This is a genomic window from Secundilactobacillus paracollinoides DSM 15502 = JCM 11969, from assembly GCF_001311135.1.
GTDB lineage: Bacteria > Bacillota > Bacilli > Lactobacillales > Lactobacillaceae > Secundilactobacillus > Secundilactobacillus paracollinoides.
Map to the genome: position 1 here is coordinate 14,379 of NZ_BBAG01000022.1, position 16,207 is coordinate 30,585.

Annotated in this window: 13 protein-coding genes and 3 pseudogenes; 15 read left to right on the forward strand and 1 reads right to left on the reverse strand. The window is 46.9% G+C overall.

From position 1 onward, the window contains the following. Window positions 1–326: 326 nt before the first annotated feature. The 8 genes and pseudogenes from hisS to JCM11969_RS08615 all read left to right on the forward strand — a co-directional run bounded on the left by hisS (window position 327) and on the right by JCM11969_RS08615 (window position 10,320). Window positions 327–1,612: pseudogene (hisS, locus tag JCM11969_RS08580) on the forward strand (histidine--tRNA ligase). 12 nt (window positions 1,613–1,624) lie between these two features. Then, entirely contained in the window at window positions 1,625–3,421 is a 1,797-nt protein-coding gene (gene aspS, locus JCM11969_RS08585) for an aspartate--tRNA ligase (RefSeq protein ID WP_054710478.1), read from the forward strand. An 824-nt stretch (window positions 3,422–4,245) separates the two neighbouring features. Beyond that, window positions 4,246–4,788 (forward strand): annotated as a pseudogene (gene msrA / locus JCM11969_RS08590) (peptide-methionine (S)-S-oxide reductase MsrA). A 98-nt stretch (window positions 4,789–4,886) separates the two neighbouring features. Continuing rightward, window positions 4,887–5,715: pseudogene (locus JCM11969_RS08595) on the forward strand (YitT family protein). Between the two features lie 851 nt (window positions 5,716–6,566). Then, entirely contained in the window at window positions 6,567–7,310 is a 744-nt protein-coding gene (locus JCM11969_RS20400; protein ID WP_369523217.1) for a CDP-glycerol glycerophosphotransferase family protein, read from the forward strand. A 23-nt stretch (window positions 7,311–7,333) separates the two neighbouring features. After that, entirely contained in the window at window positions 7,334–8,143 is an 810-nt protein-coding gene (locus JCM11969_RS08605) for an ABC transporter permease (protein WP_054710480.1), read from the forward strand. A 26-nt stretch (window positions 8,144–8,169) separates the two neighbouring features. Next, a complete protein-coding gene (locus JCM11969_RS08610) occupies window positions 8,170–9,393 on the forward strand; it encodes a CDP-glycerol glycerophosphotransferase family protein (protein WP_225353197.1) in 1,224 nt (407 codons plus the stop codon). Between the two features lie 3 nt (window positions 9,394–9,396). After that, a complete protein-coding gene (locus JCM11969_RS08615; protein WP_054710485.1) occupies window positions 9,397–10,320 on the forward strand; it encodes a deoxyribonuclease IV in 924 nt (307 codons plus the stop codon). A 539-nt stretch (window positions 10,321–10,859) separates the two neighbouring features. Here JCM11969_RS08615 and JCM11969_RS08620 read toward each other — a convergent pair. Beyond that, window positions 10,860–11,699 carry a pyruvate, water dikinase regulatory protein gene (locus tag JCM11969_RS08620; RefSeq protein WP_054710486.1) on the reverse strand — a complete coding sequence of 280 codons (840 nt, stop codon included), beginning with the start codon at window positions 11,697–11,699 and terminating at the stop codon, window positions 10,860–10,862. A gap of 189 nt (window positions 11,700–11,888) precedes the next feature. Here JCM11969_RS08620 and rpsU point away from each other — a divergent pair, with 189 nt between their 5' ends. The 7 genes from rpsU (at window position 11,889) to era (ending at window position 16,159) form a co-directional block, all read left to right on the forward strand. Then, complete coding sequence (gene rpsU / locus JCM11969_RS08625; protein ID WP_054710489.1) at window positions 11,889–12,074, forward strand: 30S ribosomal protein S21; 186 nt, start codon at window positions 11,889–11,891, stop codon at window positions 12,072–12,074. 75 nt (window positions 12,075–12,149) lie between these two features. After that, window positions 12,150–12,596 (forward strand): GatB/YqeY domain-containing protein, encoded by a 447-nt coding sequence (locus JCM11969_RS08630; protein ID WP_054710492.1) that lies wholly within the window; start codon window positions 12,150–12,152, stop codon window positions 12,594–12,596. A 229-nt stretch (window positions 12,597–12,825) separates the two neighbouring features. After that, entirely contained in the window at window positions 12,826–13,146 is a 321-nt protein-coding gene (locus tag JCM11969_RS08635; RefSeq protein ID WP_054710494.1) for a glycoside hydrolase domain-containing protein, read from the forward strand. Between the two features lie 240 nt (window positions 13,147–13,386). Then, window positions 13,387–14,355: a PhoH family protein gene (locus tag JCM11969_RS08640; protein ID WP_054710497.1), complete on the forward strand. Its 969-nt coding sequence runs from the start codon at window positions 13,387–13,389 to the stop codon at window positions 14,353–14,355. 19 nt (window positions 14,356–14,374) lie between these two features. Then, window positions 14,375–14,860, forward strand: coding sequence for an rRNA maturation RNase YbeY (ybeY, locus tag JCM11969_RS08645; RefSeq protein WP_054710499.1), 486 nt, complete (start codon window positions 14,375–14,377; stop codon window positions 14,858–14,860). Beyond that, on the forward strand, window positions 14,844–15,233 hold the full coding sequence (locus tag JCM11969_RS08650) for a diacylglycerol kinase family protein (protein WP_054710502.1): 390 nt from the start codon (window positions 14,844–14,846) through the stop codon (window positions 15,231–15,233). The genes ybeY and JCM11969_RS08650 overlap by 17 nt, the downstream gene beginning before the upstream one ends. A gap of 20 nt (window positions 15,234–15,253) precedes the next feature. Continuing rightward, entirely contained in the window at window positions 15,254–16,159 is a 906-nt protein-coding gene (gene era, locus JCM11969_RS08655; RefSeq protein WP_054710507.1) for a GTPase Era, read from the forward strand. Window positions 16,160–16,207 lie beyond the last annotated feature (48 nt).

A 16,207-nucleotide genomic window follows, 5' to 3' on the forward strand; every position in this document is an offset into this window, starting at 1 on the left:
ATTATAAAATAGATGTGGCCAAATTAAAAATTAAGATAGTCTTGACTTTTATCTTTGAAATCGTTAGTCTTAATCGTAGTTAAATAAGATACACCGATGACGAAGACCAGTAGGCAGTTGCCAGCTTTCAGAAAGTATCCGGGTGATGAAAGGGTACAGCAGGGCAAGTGCTGAAGACACTTTTGAGGTGAATAATGCAGATTATTCGTGTCCAACGTTATGGATGAGTAAAATTAAGGTGGTACCGTGCCAAGCACCCTTGTGAAAACAAGGGTGCTTTTTAATTTCATTTGCACATAAACCGATAATCAAGAAAGGAGTTTTACATGCGCTATCAACGACCAAAAGGAACTGCCGATACGTTGCCAGCTGACACACGTCACTGGCAGTACGTTGAAGGCATCGCACGCGACGTTTTCGCCAAGTACCGGTTTGAAGAGATCCGCACGCCGATGTTTGAAAACTTTGAAGTCTTTTCTCGGACTTCAGGCGACACCTCAGACATCGTGACGAAAGAAATGTATGATTTTAAAGATAAAGGTGATCGCCACATTACCCTGCGGCCTGAAGGGACTGCTGGGGTGGTTCGGGCCTTTGTTGAAAACAAATTGTATGGCCCTGAGACTCAAAAGCCCTACAAGGTCTATTACATGGGCCAATGTTTCGTTACGAACGGCCACAGTCAGGCCGATTACGTGAATTCCATCAGATCGGGGTGGAGGCGTTCGGCAGTGACGAACCAGCGTTAGACGTTGAAGTCATCGCAGTTGGCCGGGACCTGTTGAAACATTTTGGTATCGACAACGTACGGCTGGCTGTGAATACACTGGGTGATCAACAAACCCGTGACGATTACCGCAAGGCGCTTGTGGATTACCTTGAACCCCACTATGAGGAACTGAGTGCTGATTCAAAGACCCGGCTGTACAAGAACCCATTGCGGGTACTCGACAGTAAGGATGAACAGGATCAAAAATTTGTTGAGGGTGCCCCGTCGATTCTTGACTACTTGACACCCGAAGCACAAGCTCATTTCGATGAGGTCCAAAGCCTGTTGAAGGCCCTGGATATTCCGTTTGAGATCGACCCGACCATGGTTCGTGGGTTAGATTACTACAACCATACCATCTTTGAATTTATGGTGAACTCAAAAGCCTTGGGTCACGGGTACACCACGATCTGTGCCGGCGGCCGGTATAACGGGCTAGTCGAAGAACTCGGCGGCCCTGAAATGTCAGGCGTTGGTTTTGGGATGGGTGTTGAACGTCTCTTACTGCTGATGCAGGGCGAGGGCGTTGAATTCCCAGATCAACATCCATTAGATGCTTATTTAGTGGGCATTGGTGAGGGTGCTAATGCGGCCACACTCAAGGTCGTCCAAGCATTGCGGAACCAAGATTTCGCTGCTGACCGCGACTACTTAGCGCGTAAACCAAAGGCCCAGTTTAAAACGGCTGATAAACTGAATGCTAAGTATACGCTGACCATTGGCGAAGAAGAGTTAAAAACCAACACGATCCACGTGAAGAACATGGCTTCAGGCAATGAAGTGACCGTTCCGATGGCGGATGTGCTATCAGGATTTGCGGCAGTGACTGCCAATATTGACTAAGGAGAAATTCTAATGAAGCGAACAACATACGCAGGACTCGTTGACGAGCAGTATCTCGACCAAGACGTTGTCCTTAAAGGATGGGTTCAAAAACGCCGGGATCTCGGTGGGGTGATCTTTATCGACCTCCGCGACCGGGAAGGCATCGTCCAACTTGTGTTCTCAGAAGAATACGATAAGGATGCGCTGGCAGTTGCTGACCAACTGCGAAACGAATACGTGATTGAAATCAAGGGGCACGTTGTCAACCGGGCCGACCGCGAGATCAACCCCAAGATGAAGACTGGGAAAATTGAAGTGCGGGTCACTGAAATTAACCTGTTAAACAAGGCCAAGAACCCGCCATTTTACATTCAAGACGACATTAACGTTTCGGATGAACTGCGGTTGAAGTACCGTTACTTAGACTTGCGTCGGCCAGAAATGCAGCGCGGTCTGATGATTCGTAACCGGATCACGCAAGCCGTCCACAGTTACTTTGACGACAACGGTTTCATCGATATTGAAACGCCAGATCTGACCAAGTCGACACCAGAAGGCGCCCGGGATTACCTGGTACCGTCACGGGTCTACCCAGGTCACTTCTACGCATTGCCACAATCCCCACAACTGTTTAAGCAGTTGCTGATGGGCGCTGGCTTCGACCGTTACTACCAAATCGCACGGTGTTTCCGTGACGAAGATCTTCGTGGTGACCGGCAACCAGAATTTACCCAAATCGATATGGAAACTTCTTTCTTAGATGCTGAAGAAATTCAGGATCTAACTGAAGGCTTGATTGCCCGTGTCATGAAGGAAACCCTGGGCATCGATGTTAAATTGCCATTTGACCGGTTAGATTGGGACGACTCCATGGCGCGCTTTGGGACTGACCAGCCTGACGTTCGGTTCGGGATGGAATTGAAGGACTTGGGCGACTTAGTTGACGACCTTGGGTTTAATGTCTTCAACAACGTGCTCAAGGATGGCGGTCAAGTCAAGGCCATTGCGGTTCCTGGTGGGGCTGACAAGTACTCCCGGAAAGACATTGATAAGTTCGTTGAACATATCGACCGCTTTGGTGCCAAGGGGTTGCCTTGGTTGAAGGTGACCGAAGATAACTTCACTGGTCCAATCGCTAAGTTCTTCAAGGATAACGCAGACCTTTACCAAAAGATCACTGAACGCACCGGTGCTAAGCCTGGTGACATGCTGTTATTTGCTTGTGACTCTAAGCGCGTTGTTGCCCAAACACTGGATTACCTGCGTCGGACGATTGCTAACGAACTTGGTCTGATCGACGAAAACAAGTTTGCGTTCCTTTGGGTCGTGAACTGGCCACTGTTTGACTACGATGTTGACTTGAAGCGCTGGGTACCAGCGCACCATCCATTCACGATGCCAAAACAGGGTGATGAGCACTATCTGGACGAAGGCGAAGATCCACATCAAGCCTATGCCCAATCATACGACATCATCTTAAACGGTTTGGAACTTGGTGGCGGGTCGATTCGGATCCACACCCGTGAGTTGCAAATGAAGATGTTGAAGGCCCTTGGGTTTACTAAGGAACGTGCCGAAGACCAATTCGGTTACCTCTTGAATGCCTTGGACTACGGCTTCCCGCCTCATGGTGGTCTGGCCATCGGTCTCGACCGGTTCGCCCGGTTGCTCGCTAAGCGCGGAAACATTCGTGACGTCATTGCGTTCCCTAAGAACTCAAAGGCTGTCGAACCACTGACCGAAGCCCCAACCACGGTTTCAGACAAGCAATTGCAAGATCTGAGCTTGTTTGTCACTAAGGAAGACGACGATAAAGATAACGACTAGTTTTGTTGAAGCACTGCCTGTTGGGCGGTGCTTTTTATTTTTGCTGTATGCTTTCGTTGCATTCCGCAATTTGGCACTCCGTGTGGTGGCTCGCGATGAAGCTAATTCGATTGTCGCTGTGCGCCACTCGAATGGATCTCCATCGTCTCGCACATCAGTAACCGACCAAAGTACGGTCGCTAACTGATGTCGACACCACAGCTCCGTGCCAAATTACGCCATTCCACTAATATTGAATTTACTTGTTACCACTTGCTAAGCATCACAATGGCGTTAAACCAAGTTCGAAGAGAATCCGCCCTCGACTGCTAGCAATACCAATGCCAGCCAGGTTTCTCACAATGGGTTAGTTGCCGTTAATGGTTCATTAATAGGTTTCGAGGCAACACTTGCAAAGACCTGCCATCTAGGATGACGATTGCAAGTATCGTAGCGTAGTGGAGCTGGTCGGCATTGCAGGCAGTAGTGTCGGTATTAGTTAGCGAGGGTTTTTTCCTCGCTTACTAATACGGGAGATGTTGACGCACTTCAACGTAGGAGATCCTTGTTTTTTAAATTTACGTTGCTGAAACGTGTTCCGCAGGCCAACTCTCGGAGTGTAAGGCAACCTTGCCAGAAATTCAATACCGGAATTCCCGGCAAAGTTGCCTTACACCCCGGAAGTTACCAGGCCTGCTCCACACTCTGACTACAGCCTGCAGGGCCGACCGGCGGAACGAAGCGGAAGTCAACTACTTTCACATCAAGCATAGCAAGGCCATCCAGCTTGTCAGCCACTGGTAACTGCGGTAAAATGAATAGCATTAAATTTCGAGGTGAAACGCATGAGTGAGCATGAAGAGACAGCAATTTTTGCGGGTGGGTGTTTTTGGTGCATGGTGATGCCGTTTGATACACTACCCGGTATCAAGCAAGTGATTTCCGGGTTTACGGGCGGTCATGTCGCCAACCCGACGTACGAACAGGTAAAGGCCCATGAAACAGGACATACGGAAGCCATTAAGATCATCTATGATCCAACGGTGATTTCATATGCTAAGTTGGTCGATATTTACTGGCAGAAAACGGATCCAACAGACGCCATGGGCCAGTTCCAGGATCGTGGCGACAACTATCGACCGGTTATTTTTGTCCAAAACGCGCAATAACGTGAGGTTGCTGAGGCGTCGAAGGCAAAGCTTGAAGCCAGCGGCCTTTTTGACAAGCCCATTGTGACGCAGATCGAAGACGTTCAGCCGTTTTATGATACCGAACCTGAACACCAGGAGTTTTATAAGTTCCACCCAGAACGGATGGCGGAAGAAGAGGCGGCTGGTCGGGCCGACTTTGTTAAGAAATACTGGGAAAATAACACGAAAATTAAGTAAATCATGAAAAAATGACAGTTGAATCAACGATGGTGATCAATTATGGTAAGATTATTGGGGTATAACGAGGTAGACATCACATTAAAGAAGGTTAATACATGGACGACGTACAGCGCCTAATTAAACGCCATCAATCAATTGGAAAGATATCAACTGCATTTATTTATGGGATTTTGGTCTCAGTGGCCATGAATTTTTTCTGGACGCCGGGACACATTTATTCATCTGGTATCACAGGGTTGGCCCAACTGGTCACGACACTGACGGAGCGGCATCTTGCATTTACAATTTCAACGGCGCTGGGGCTGTTCTTACTGAACGTGCCATTGTTCATTCTAGCCTGGCGTAAAATCAGTCACCAGTTTGCGGTGTACACGATGATCACGGTCTTCATGGCCAGTTTAATGATCAAGATGCTGCACCCGGTTCACCTGACCACCGACGATCGTGTGTGCGATCTTTGGGGGTGCGGTCAACGGGTTTGGGACTGGGTTAGCCTTGAGAAACGGGATCTCCACTGGGGGTCTTGATATTTTGGGCATCGTTATCCGGCGAAAAACGGGCCGCTCAATTGGGACGATCAACATGATGTTTAACGCGTTGATCATCATTGCGGCCGGATTCATGTACGGCTGGCCATACGCGTTTTACTCCGCCATCGGTCTGGTCGTGAACGCCCGGGTCATGGATATGACCTATACGCGTCAGCAGCTCATGCAGGTCATGATCATTACTGACCGTCCGAAAACGGTGATCGACTCCATTCAAAATCACATTCGGCGGGGCATTACAATTGTGCACGATGCTGAAGGGGCGTACCACCATGATAATAAGACGATTTTATTTACCGTGATCTCACAGTATGAAATGAACGATTTGGAAGAGGCCATGGACGAGGCAGATAACCACGCCTTTGTCAGTATCTAAGAGTTGTACAAGGTTCTGGGACACTTCTATGAACCGAAACTATAGGCAAATGATAAAAGCCTGGCGTAGAAAATCTGCGCTAGGTTTTTTTGACGAACAGGGTAAAATGGGTGTAATGGTCGCAAGGATACGCTGACCGATTAGTTAAGATCAGACGAAAATCGGACAGTTTGACACCTCCTTTGCATTAATGAAAGAATGCTGTCAAAACTAGCAATTAAGTTGCTATCGATTTAGATCAATGGGTTTAACGACGCAACTATTTTCCTGGAAAGTGTTGGTCTTCTGCCTAATTTAGGATGCCTCAGGCTAACCGTTAAAGCTTAAGGAATTCATAAGCATTAAATTCTGCTTAAAAGTACGGTTAGCATAAAGTGATGTGGTATAATACCAAGTTGTGCGTCGGAAGGGGCACGAGAATTCATAGAATTGGTGGTTGTCGTGAAAGCAATTTATATATGGTTAGTTCGTTTTGTGTCGATCCTGAACTATTTTTCGCGGTCGAAAGACAGGCAGGTCGTTTATCTGATGAGTTTTGGCAATAACTTGAACTTTATTGCCCGTCTCGCGGATGCGCTGCCTGACCGGAACCAGTTACTAGTTTTGTACCGACCTTCAGTAGAGGTGGAAGCTACTGAATTAGCCGCGTTAGGCATTCCAGTCATGCCATTTCAAGACAATGTGCACTTTGTTTTGGAAGGTGTGCCAAAGATCATGCAGGCAAGGCTGATTTTTTGCGATAACTACTACGCGTTTTTAGGTGGGTTGGTGCACCCGCGGCACGCAAAGATCGTGCAGCTGTGGCATGCCAATGGCGCCATTAAACGTTTGGCTGGGGCGACCCCAAGACTGTGCAACGGTCAAAAACAGACCAGCGCAGATTCCAGCGGGTCTATAACCAGTTCGATGACTATGTTGTTGCGTCGCAAGCGATGGGCAAGGTGTTTGAAGAAAGCTACCGGGTCCCCGCAAAACGCATGCAATTACTTGGTTATCCAAGGTCTGACCGATTCTTTTCGGAGGATTGGAAACAAACTGCAGTCCGGCGCGTCCAGCGTGTCGCACCGGATCTGTTGACGCACCGGGTCATTTTGTATGCCCCAACATATAGGGAGAACATGCATTTTGAGCTGTCAAAGGACTTGAAGGAAGCCCTGATGGCGGACCCAGATGCGGTCGTTGTTGTGAAGCTGCATCCCGTATTACAAAAGTACGAGCAGCAGTTTAGCCAGGCCTCGCACCACCAGATCCGGTTTTACCCGAATCTGTCAACGACGGATCTTTTGGCAGTGAGTGAAACACTGATTACTGATTATTCGTCAATTGCCTTTGATTTTAGCTTACTCAGCTCAGCCCACAGTTTATTGTTCTACATGTCGGACTTAGAAGCGTACGCGCAAAATCCTGGCATTCAGCCGCACTTCGTCAAGTGGCTGCCCACGCCGCCGCTGAAGACGCCTGCGGAGCTCAAACAAGCAATTATTGCGGATCAAGCTACTGATTATTCAGCGTTTAACCACCATTGGAACACTTACAATGACGGTCAGGCCACTCAGCGGGTTGTGACATATTACTGCGACTATTTAGGAAAATAGTCGGTTTAAAGGAGTGTTTTAACTTGAAAGAGGTTGCTACCTTATTCAAAGAGCAGTTTAAAAACATGGGAATCGTGTTTCGAATCTCACGTTATGAAGATATGGCCAGTTACCAAAGCCATTATCTGGGGTTAGTTTGGGAATACCTGTATCCGTTGATTCAAATTTGTATTTATTGGTTAGTGTTCGGGGTCGGCTTAAAGCGTAGCGGGACAACCGGTGGCGCTGACTACCTGCCGTGGATGGTTATCGGGATCACGCCTTGGTTCTTCATGAACCGGGCAACCTTGGATGCTTCAAAGAGTATCTACCAACGGGTCAACATCGTCTCAAAAATGAAGTTCCCAGTTTCAATTCTGCCATCGATCAGAATTATTTCTAACTTGAGCTCATTTTGGACCATGCTGGTCGTATCCGTTTTTGTTGGGTTCCTATACGGGATGCGCCCAAACATCTACTGGTTCCAGTCAATCTACTACTTCTTCGCGATGATGATGCTGATGCTGGCGTTTGGGATATTTAACTCGGCAGTCTCGGTGCTGGTGCGGGATTATCATATCCTGCTCCAATCTGTCATGCGGATGCTGTTCTATCTATCAGGTGTCCTGTTCAACTTTGAGACGGGCTCATTCCCACCAGTGATCGTTCGGATCATGCAGGTCAACCCATTCTTCTACGTGGTTTCCGGTTTCCGGGAAACACTGTTTGGCCAAGGCTGGTTCTGGCAACGACCAACACTGACACTGAGCTTCTGGTTCTTTGTCCTGTTCTTCTTGCTGATCGGCTCACACTTGCACTACAAGTTCCGGTCACGGTTCGTTGATTTAATTTAGTTGATTAATTTAATTTAGGAGGAATCATGATGGCACTGTCTCGGGGATTAAACCAGATCGTTAAGGGGCTCAAAATCGTGATTCGTTATGGACTCATCGTGCTGAACGATGGGTTCATTTTGTTTTCACCGAAGAAAAACTTATTGATGTTTGAGAGCTTTAACGGCAACGACATTAACGATAATCCGGCCGCCATTTATTACCAGCTGGTTGCCGACCACCCAGAATTAGCGAAGACGGCCTATTTTGGCGTTAAGCCGCGTTACTACGCGCGTCTAAAGGCGAAGTATCCGGATATTTTGCTGGTCAAACGCTTTTCCTTAAAATGGGTGTGGCTCATGGCGCATGCCCACTACTGGGTCTTCAATTCGCGGATGCCTAATTGGTGGCGCAAAAACCGGCGGACGATTTATATTCAGACCTGGCATGGGACGCCGCTAAAGCATCTTGGTGTCGATATTGAAAATGTGGCGATTCCGGGGACAACTACTGAAGATTACTACCAACAATTTACCCGTGAGGCGAGTCGCTGGGACTATTTGATTGCGCCAAATGCGTATTCTAAGAAGGTTTTTCGTTCAGCGTTTAAGTTTCATAACCAGTTTTTAGAAATTGGGTATCCGCGCAACGATGTGCTGTATCAGGATAACCGACCAGACAAAATTCGAGAATTAAAACAGCGGTTAGTCGGCAGTCCAGACGCGACTGTGATTACCTACGCACCAACGTGGCGAGACGATGATGCCATCAAGAATGGCCAGTATCATTTCCAACTGCCATTTGACCTGCAGCGGTTTTTAGACCAGGTCGATGACCAAACGATTCTGGTGCTCCGCCCGCATTATCTGGTGAAGGATAAGATCGATATCCGCGGGTTTGAAGACCGGGTTAAGATTCTGGCGGATGAAGACATTGCGCATCTGTATCTCATCACTGATCTGATTATTACGGACTACTCGTCAGTGATGTTTGACTTCGCTAATCTGGAACGGCCGATGCTGTTTTACGCCTATGATCTGGAGCACTATCGTGATCAGCTTCGCGGCTTTTATTTCAATTACCAAGCCGAAATTCCGGGTCCGCTGGCAACGACTGAGGACCAGTTAGATACTTATCTGACAGCGTTTCAGCGGGACGGTGGGTTCAGTGATTACCGCACGGAATTATCTGGTTTTAATCAGAAATACTGCAGTTGGGAAAATGGGACGGCTTCCGAACAAGTCGTTCACGTCATTGAAAAGGGGTTGTAGGACATGACATTTTTGATTGGGTCACACGTAAGTATGAAGGGCAAGGAGATGCTGCTGGGGTCAGCCAAGGAGGCGGCGGGTTACGGCTCGAACGTCTTAATGGTGTATACCGGGGCACCACAAAATACCCGTCGCAAGCCGATCGACGAGCTGAATATTCCAGCGGGACAGGCGTACATGAAGGACCACGATCTGCAGCAGATCGTGGTGCACGCACCCTACGTTGTGAATTTAGGCAACACGGTTAAGCCTGAAAACTATCCCTTTGCGGTTGAGTTTTTGAAGGAAGATGTCAAGCGGGCGGATGCGTTAGGCGCCACCCAGATCGTCTTACACCCCGGTGCACATGTTGGTGCCGGGCCAGAACCCGCCATTGCTCAGATTGCGAAGGGACTCAATGAGATCATTACCGAAGACCAGCACGTTCATATCGCGATTGAAACCATGGCTGGCAAGGGGACTGAAGTCGGCATCACGTTTGAACAGATTGCCGAAATGATCGACAAAATCAAGTTAGACGATAAGGTCTCCGTCTGTTTTGATACTTGTCATACCAGCGATGCCGGTTATGACATTGCGGGCGACTTTGACGGTGTGTTGAAACACTTCCATGAGGTCATTGGGTTGGAACGACTTCAGGTCATTCACCTTAACGATTCAAAGAACCCCCGCGGCAGTCACAAGGACCGTCATGAACTTATGGGCAGTGGTACAATTGGGTTTGACGCCCTAAATGCCGTTGCGCACCATCCATTGTTGGAGAACGTGCCAAAGATCATGGAAACCCCATGGGTCGCCATTGATAAGAAGCACAAGCTGCCACCTTATGGGTACGAGGTCGCAATGTTGAAGCACCAGCAGTTTAATCCGCACCTTGAAAAAGATGTGTTGGCTGGCGTGCCATTTGATCAGTATCTCCAGGAGTAATAATAAAAGAACCCTTCTAAATCGTGAGTGCGATTTAGAAGGGTTCTTTTGATTTTTGGTTGAGAGATTCAAAGTATCGCTTTGATGCCGCTTCGTTACACCATTTGGACCTGCAATGCCGAATGGCTCCACTGCGCTACGGTACTTGCAATCGTTATAATAGATGGGAAGGTTTCATAAGGGTTGCCTTGAAACCTGTTAATGAGCCAATGACAGCAACTAACCCACTGTGAGAAGCATTGCTGTTGAGAGATTTGCTAGCAGTTGAGGGCGGATTCTCTTCGAACTTGGTTTAACGCCATTGGAATGCTTGACTAGTGGTAAACAGTAAGTCTAACGTTAGTGGAATGGCGCAATTTGGCACGGCGCTGTGGTGTCGACATCAGTAAGCGACCGTTCTTTGGTCGGTTACTGATGTGCGAGACGATGAAGATCCATTCGAGAGCTGCGTAGCAGAAATCGAATTAGCTTCATCGCGAGCCACTACTGCGCCGTGCCAAATTACGGAATGAAACGGACCTCAGCTACTGTTTAACGCGCTAATCTTTGATAGTATCCACTTCAGCCGGTTCCAAATTCAAACTTTCAAGAATCAGCGTGGCCGTTTCTTCAATCGATTTGTTGGCGACGTTGATTTCAAGGCAACCGATCTTACGATAGATGGTGTCGGCGTATTCAAGTTCTGCCTTGATCTTATTTGTATCAGAATAGTCGCTTTCAGCAGGGAGCCCATAGGAGATCATCCGTTGCTGGCGGATGCGCCGCAGGACCTTTGGATTGTTTGTGAGGCCAATGATCTTATTGGAATCCACTTTCCACAGGTCGTCTGGTAACTGAGCCTTTGGCGATAATGGTAAGTTTGCCACCTTTAGTCCTCGGTTAGCTAAGAACAGTGATAGTGGGGTCTTAGAGGTTCGTGATACCCCTAAAATGACGATGTCCGCCTTCAGAAGGCCAGCGGGGTCCTTGCCATCGTCGTAGGCAACAGCGAACTCCATGGCGCTGATCCGGTCAAAATAGGTGTCAGTCAAGCTGTGGTTCATGCTTGGAATCGCAGCGGGTTCCAAGTGGCTGCGGTTGGATAACACCTTCATGGCAGGTTGGATGCAGTCAAACGCCTGCAGGTTGTTTTCTGCGGTAAAATCACGAATCTGTTCAGTCAGTGATTTCGTGACTAATGTATAATACAAGACAGCGTTCTTTTTCTTGGCAAGGTCGAGAATACCCTTTAAGATCGAAGCTGTTTGAATGAACGGAAAGCGTTGATATTTAACGTTTAAATCAGGAAACTGAGCGACAGCCGTTTGCGCAACTGTCAGGGAAGTTTCACCGGACGAGTCGGAAATAATAAAGATTTCGATCTGTTCGTTTTCGGCCATTTTTGTTACCTCCAGATGTGAGTTTTCATTGTTTCTAGTTTAGCATAAAACCTTTCGAAAAATACGTTTGTTTTATTGACGATTCGCCCCGAGATATGTATAATTAAAAAGAAATGTTGAGGTGAACGTTATTTTCGTAATGCTCATTTTTGATAAGTTACTATTTGAGTCCGGAGGGAGGGAATTTACATGACAAAGACAGTCGTTCGCAAAAACGAGTCTCTTGACGATGCTCTTCGGCGCTTCAAACGAACCGTTTCAAAAAGCGGTACATTACAAGAATACCGTAAACGTGAGTTTTATGAAAAGCCAAGCGTTAAACGCAAATTAAAATCTGAAGCAGCACGGAAACGTAAGAACAAGCGTCGTTTCTAGTTGTTTAAAAGGTTCCTGTGTTTACGCAGGGCCTTTTTTATGAAATTAGATATTAAATACGGGAGGAAAACGATTATGTCATTAGAAACAACGTTAAATGAAGATTTAAAGACTGCGATGAAGGCGCATGACAAGCTGGCATTAAATGTCATTCGAATGGTTAAAGCCTCTTTGACCAACGAACGTGTTAAGGTTGGCCATGATTTAACTGCTGACGATGAACTCACTGTTTTGTCACGTGAGATCAAGCAGCGTAAAGAATCCCGTGAAGAATTCGCCAATGCTGACCGTCAGGATCTGGTCGATGGCTTGGATAAGGAACTTGCATTTCTTGCTAAGTATGCACCAAAGCAACTCAGCGAAGACGAAGTGAAGCAGATCATTACTGATACTGTGAGCGAAATCGGTGCTAGTTCAATGGCTGATTTTGGTAAAGTGATGGGCGCTGTAATGCCTAAACTTAAGGGTCAAGCTGATGGTGCTTTGGTCAACAAGACCGTTAAGGCATTGTTAAGTAAATAAGCGCTAGAGGAAAGTCTGGGTAGCGACTACCGAGGCTTTTTTTTGTTTGCTCAAAATTCGGCGACATAGGAGAAAAAAGTCTTAAATGAGTGACACTTGTTACATACAATTGACTGATAAATCAGGCCTTAAAACTGTTAATCTGTTTCATTGCAATTTGATATAAAAACGCTTACGCTATAGAAAATTTGATGCAGCAGTTAGTCAACAAAAGTTTGGATGGGTCGACGTGCTCGATGTCAAAAATTCAATTGAGCGGTTGTCGTGGACGGTGGAACATCATTTCTTGCATATTCAGGCGCAGCATGAATTTATGCGGGCGTGGGCCATTCAGTTTGAGTTAGCATACACGGATTTTCGAGTGATTCAAATGGCGTTGCAACTAGCGGGGGATTCACATCATGAGCTGCTGTCGCAGTTCTCCGCAGCGTATGAAAAGGTATTTGACTATGAGTATGCGTTTGTTGCTGGCGGACTTGACGGTTTTAACGCAAAGTTTGGTGACCAGCTTGATCAGTATGAAGCGGCCGAAAAAGAGACCTTAGGTTGATCAAGCAAATCAGTGCGATTGATATTTAGAAAATTGGTATATACAAACATGGGACTACTAGGCAATGCGCTAGTAGTCCTTTTAATTTGCGACTATTGTCCGAAATGCCGCATCGACTTTTAATCCAAGACCCCTGTCACAACCTTTGCTGCGGTGGTAAGTGTGACAAGCTTTTTGCGGGCATTTGTCGTATAATATATAGAGCGAAAGACTAATCTAATACAAAGGAGTCAATGATATTTGGCTGACAATACACAAACCGAAAAAGAATTCATCCTTGCCAATCCAGAACGTGAAATTTCGTTACTAGGCGCGCAGGATCAGTTCGTTTCACTGCTGGAAGAGGGCCTCAATGTGACGGTCAATCCGTTTGGCACGACCATTAAGGTTGCGGGCGAACCTTTTCAAGTTGAAAAAACAATTACCATTTTACAAAAAATGGACAAACTGGTTGAAGAAGGGATTCAGCTAAACAGTGCCGATGTTGTCAGTGCCATGAAAATGGCCGACCGCGGGACGCTGGACTACTTCTTGGACTTATATACTGAAACGCTTATTAAAGACGCAAAGGGCCGTCCTGTTCGGGTTAAGAACTACGGACAGCGCCAATACATTGATGCAATCAAACACAACGACGTGACCTTTGGCGTTGGCCCAGCTGGGACGGGTAAAACTTACCTAGCAGTTGTGATGGCTATCGCTGCGCTCAAGCGCGGTGATGTTGAAAAAATCATTTTAACGCGTCCAGCCGTTGAAGCTGGCGAGAGTCTTGGGTTCCTGCCTGGGGACTTAAAGGATAAGGTTGACCCATATCTGCGGCCCATTTACGATGCGTTATACGCCATCCTTGGCGCGGAACATACGAATCGCTTGATGGAACGCGGTGTGATTGAAATTGCGCCGTTGGCTTATATGCGTGGCCGGACGTTGGACGGCGCATTCGTCATCTTGGACGAAGCGCAAAATACAACCAATGCCCAAATGAAGATGTTTCTGACCCGTTTGGGCTTTGGCTCCAAGATGATCGTTAACGGGGACGTGACCCAGATCGATTTGCCACGGAACGCGAAGAGTGGTTTGATTCAAGCAACTAAGATCTTAAAGGGTGTCAACCACATTGAGTTTGTTGAATTCTCGGCCGACGATGTTGTGCGTCACCCAGTGGTTGCCGCAATCATCAATGCCTACGAAAAACTAGAAAATAACTAAAAAGCGAGCGTAATAATAAATGGATTTAGAGATTTATGATGAAACAACCGATGGCTTCCCAGACGAAAAGGTTAAGTTGATTAGAGACGTCCTGGAGTATGCAGGCCAGTACATTAAACTCGGAGAAAATACCGAAATGTCTGTGACGCTAGTCAATAATGACCGGATTCAAGAGATCAACAAAGAATACCGGGGCGTTGACCGGGCAACTGACGTGATCAGTTTTGCCATCGAAGACAGTGCAGAGGAAGATGAGTTTCCAATTGTGATGGATGACGAATTAAGCGAAGTCATTCCAGAAAACATTGGTGACATTTTTGTTTCCGTGGACAAAGTTGGGGAACAAGCTGACTTTCTGGAACACTCTTATGACCGGGAACTCGGATTTTTGGTCGTTCATGGCTTCCTGCATTTAAACGGCTACGACCACATGAAGGCTGAAGACGAAAAGGTCATGTTTAAACTACAGAGGGATATCTTGGACGCTTATGGGCTTAAACGATAAACAAGTCAATAAAAATAAATCGTTTTGGCAGTCCTTTGGCCACGCGTTTGACGGTGTGAAGGATCTAGTGCTGACGGAGCGTAATTTTCGCAAGCACTTGATTTTTGCAATTCTCGCCATTCTGCTGGGGATCGTTGTGCGGCTGTCAATCAACGAATGGTTGTGGGTCACACTTGCGATTTTTATGGTGGTGACCGCCGAAGTACTGAACACTGTTGCTGAATCCATTGTTGATCTGGTGGTCGGTGAGCGGTATGAGGCAGCTGCCAAAAAGGCCAAGGATGTGGCCGCTGGCGGTGTTTTATTGGCAGCATTTTTCGCAGTCATCATTGGCTGTCTCGTTTATATTCCGGAACTACTCAAGTTTTTTTAATCATTTCAGGAGGAACACAGTTGGATAATCCAAACTTTAAATCAGGATTCGTGGCCATTGTAGGCCGACCAAACGTTGGTAAATCAACGTTGTTAAATCGGGTGGTAGGCCAAAAGGTCGCCATCATGTCTGACAAAGCACAGACGACGCGGAATAAGATTCAGGGGATTTACACCACCGATGAAGCCCAAATTGTTTTCATCGACACACCTGGAATCCATAAACCAAAGAGTGAACTCGGTGATTTTATGGTGCAGTCTGCACTATCGTCACTTAACGAAGTCGACGCCGTTTTAATGATGGTCAACGCCACTCAAAAGCGGGGCGCTGGAGACAACTTCATTATCGACCGATTAAAGAGTGTTAAACAACCAGTTTATCTCGTTATCAACAAGATCGACCAAGTAAAACCAGATGATCTGCTGACGGTGATTGAACAGTATAAGGATGCCTTGCCGTGGCAAGAAGTTGTTCCAATCTCCGCATTGGAAGGCAATAATGTGGTTGAAATGCTTGAAAAAATCATCGATACACTGCCAAATGGCCCACAATACTATCCAGATGACCAAGTCACTGATCACCCAGAACGGTTTGTTGTGTCAGAACTGATCCGGGAAAAAATTCTCCAGCTGACCCGTCAGGAAATTCCGCATTCCGTTGCTGTGAACGTGGAAAAGATGAGCCGTCAGGACGAAAAGAAAGTCCATATTCAGGCCACAATCATTGTTGAACGACCAACGCAAAAGGGTATCCTGATCGGTAAAGGCGGCTCGATGTTGAAAAAGATCGGAACGTTAGCCCGTCAAGATATCGAACGCCTTTTGGGCGACAAGGTCTTTCTAGAGCTGTGGGTTAAGGTCGTTCCAGGCTGGAAGGATAAGAAGTCAGCACTTCAAGCTTACGGGTATAAGAAGAGCGATTATTAGAAAGAGCGCGGAAGAAGGCGGTTAAGGGGCGGAGTGTAAGTAACTTTC

Coding starts and splice junctions, on each gene's coding strand:
- aspS (WP_054710478.1), top strand. CDS start 1,625: ATGAAGCGAACAACATACGCAGGACTCGTTGACGAGCAGTATCTCGAC.
- JCM11969_RS08610 (WP_225353197.1), top strand. CDS start 8,170: ATGATGGCACTGTCTCGGGGATTAAACCAGATCGTTAAGGGGCTCAAA.
- JCM11969_RS08615 (WP_054710485.1), top strand. CDS start 9,397: ATGACATTTTTGATTGGGTCACACGTAAGTATGAAGGGCAAGGAGATG.
- JCM11969_RS08620 (WP_054710486.1), bottom strand. CDS start 11,699: ATGGCCGAAAACGAACAGATCGAAATCTTTATTATTTCCGACTCGTCC.
- rpsU (WP_054710489.1), top strand. CDS start 11,889: ATGACAAAGACAGTCGTTCGCAAAAACGAGTCTCTTGACGATGCTCTT.
- JCM11969_RS08630 (WP_054710492.1), top strand. CDS start 12,150: ATGTCATTAGAAACAACGTTAAATGAAGATTTAAAGACTGCGATGAAG.
- ybeY (WP_054710499.1), top strand. CDS start 14,375: ATGGATTTAGAGATTTATGATGAAACAACCGATGGCTTCCCAGACGAA.
- JCM11969_RS08650 (WP_054710502.1), top strand. CDS start 14,844: ATGGGCTTAAACGATAAACAAGTCAATAAAAATAAATCGTTTTGGCAG.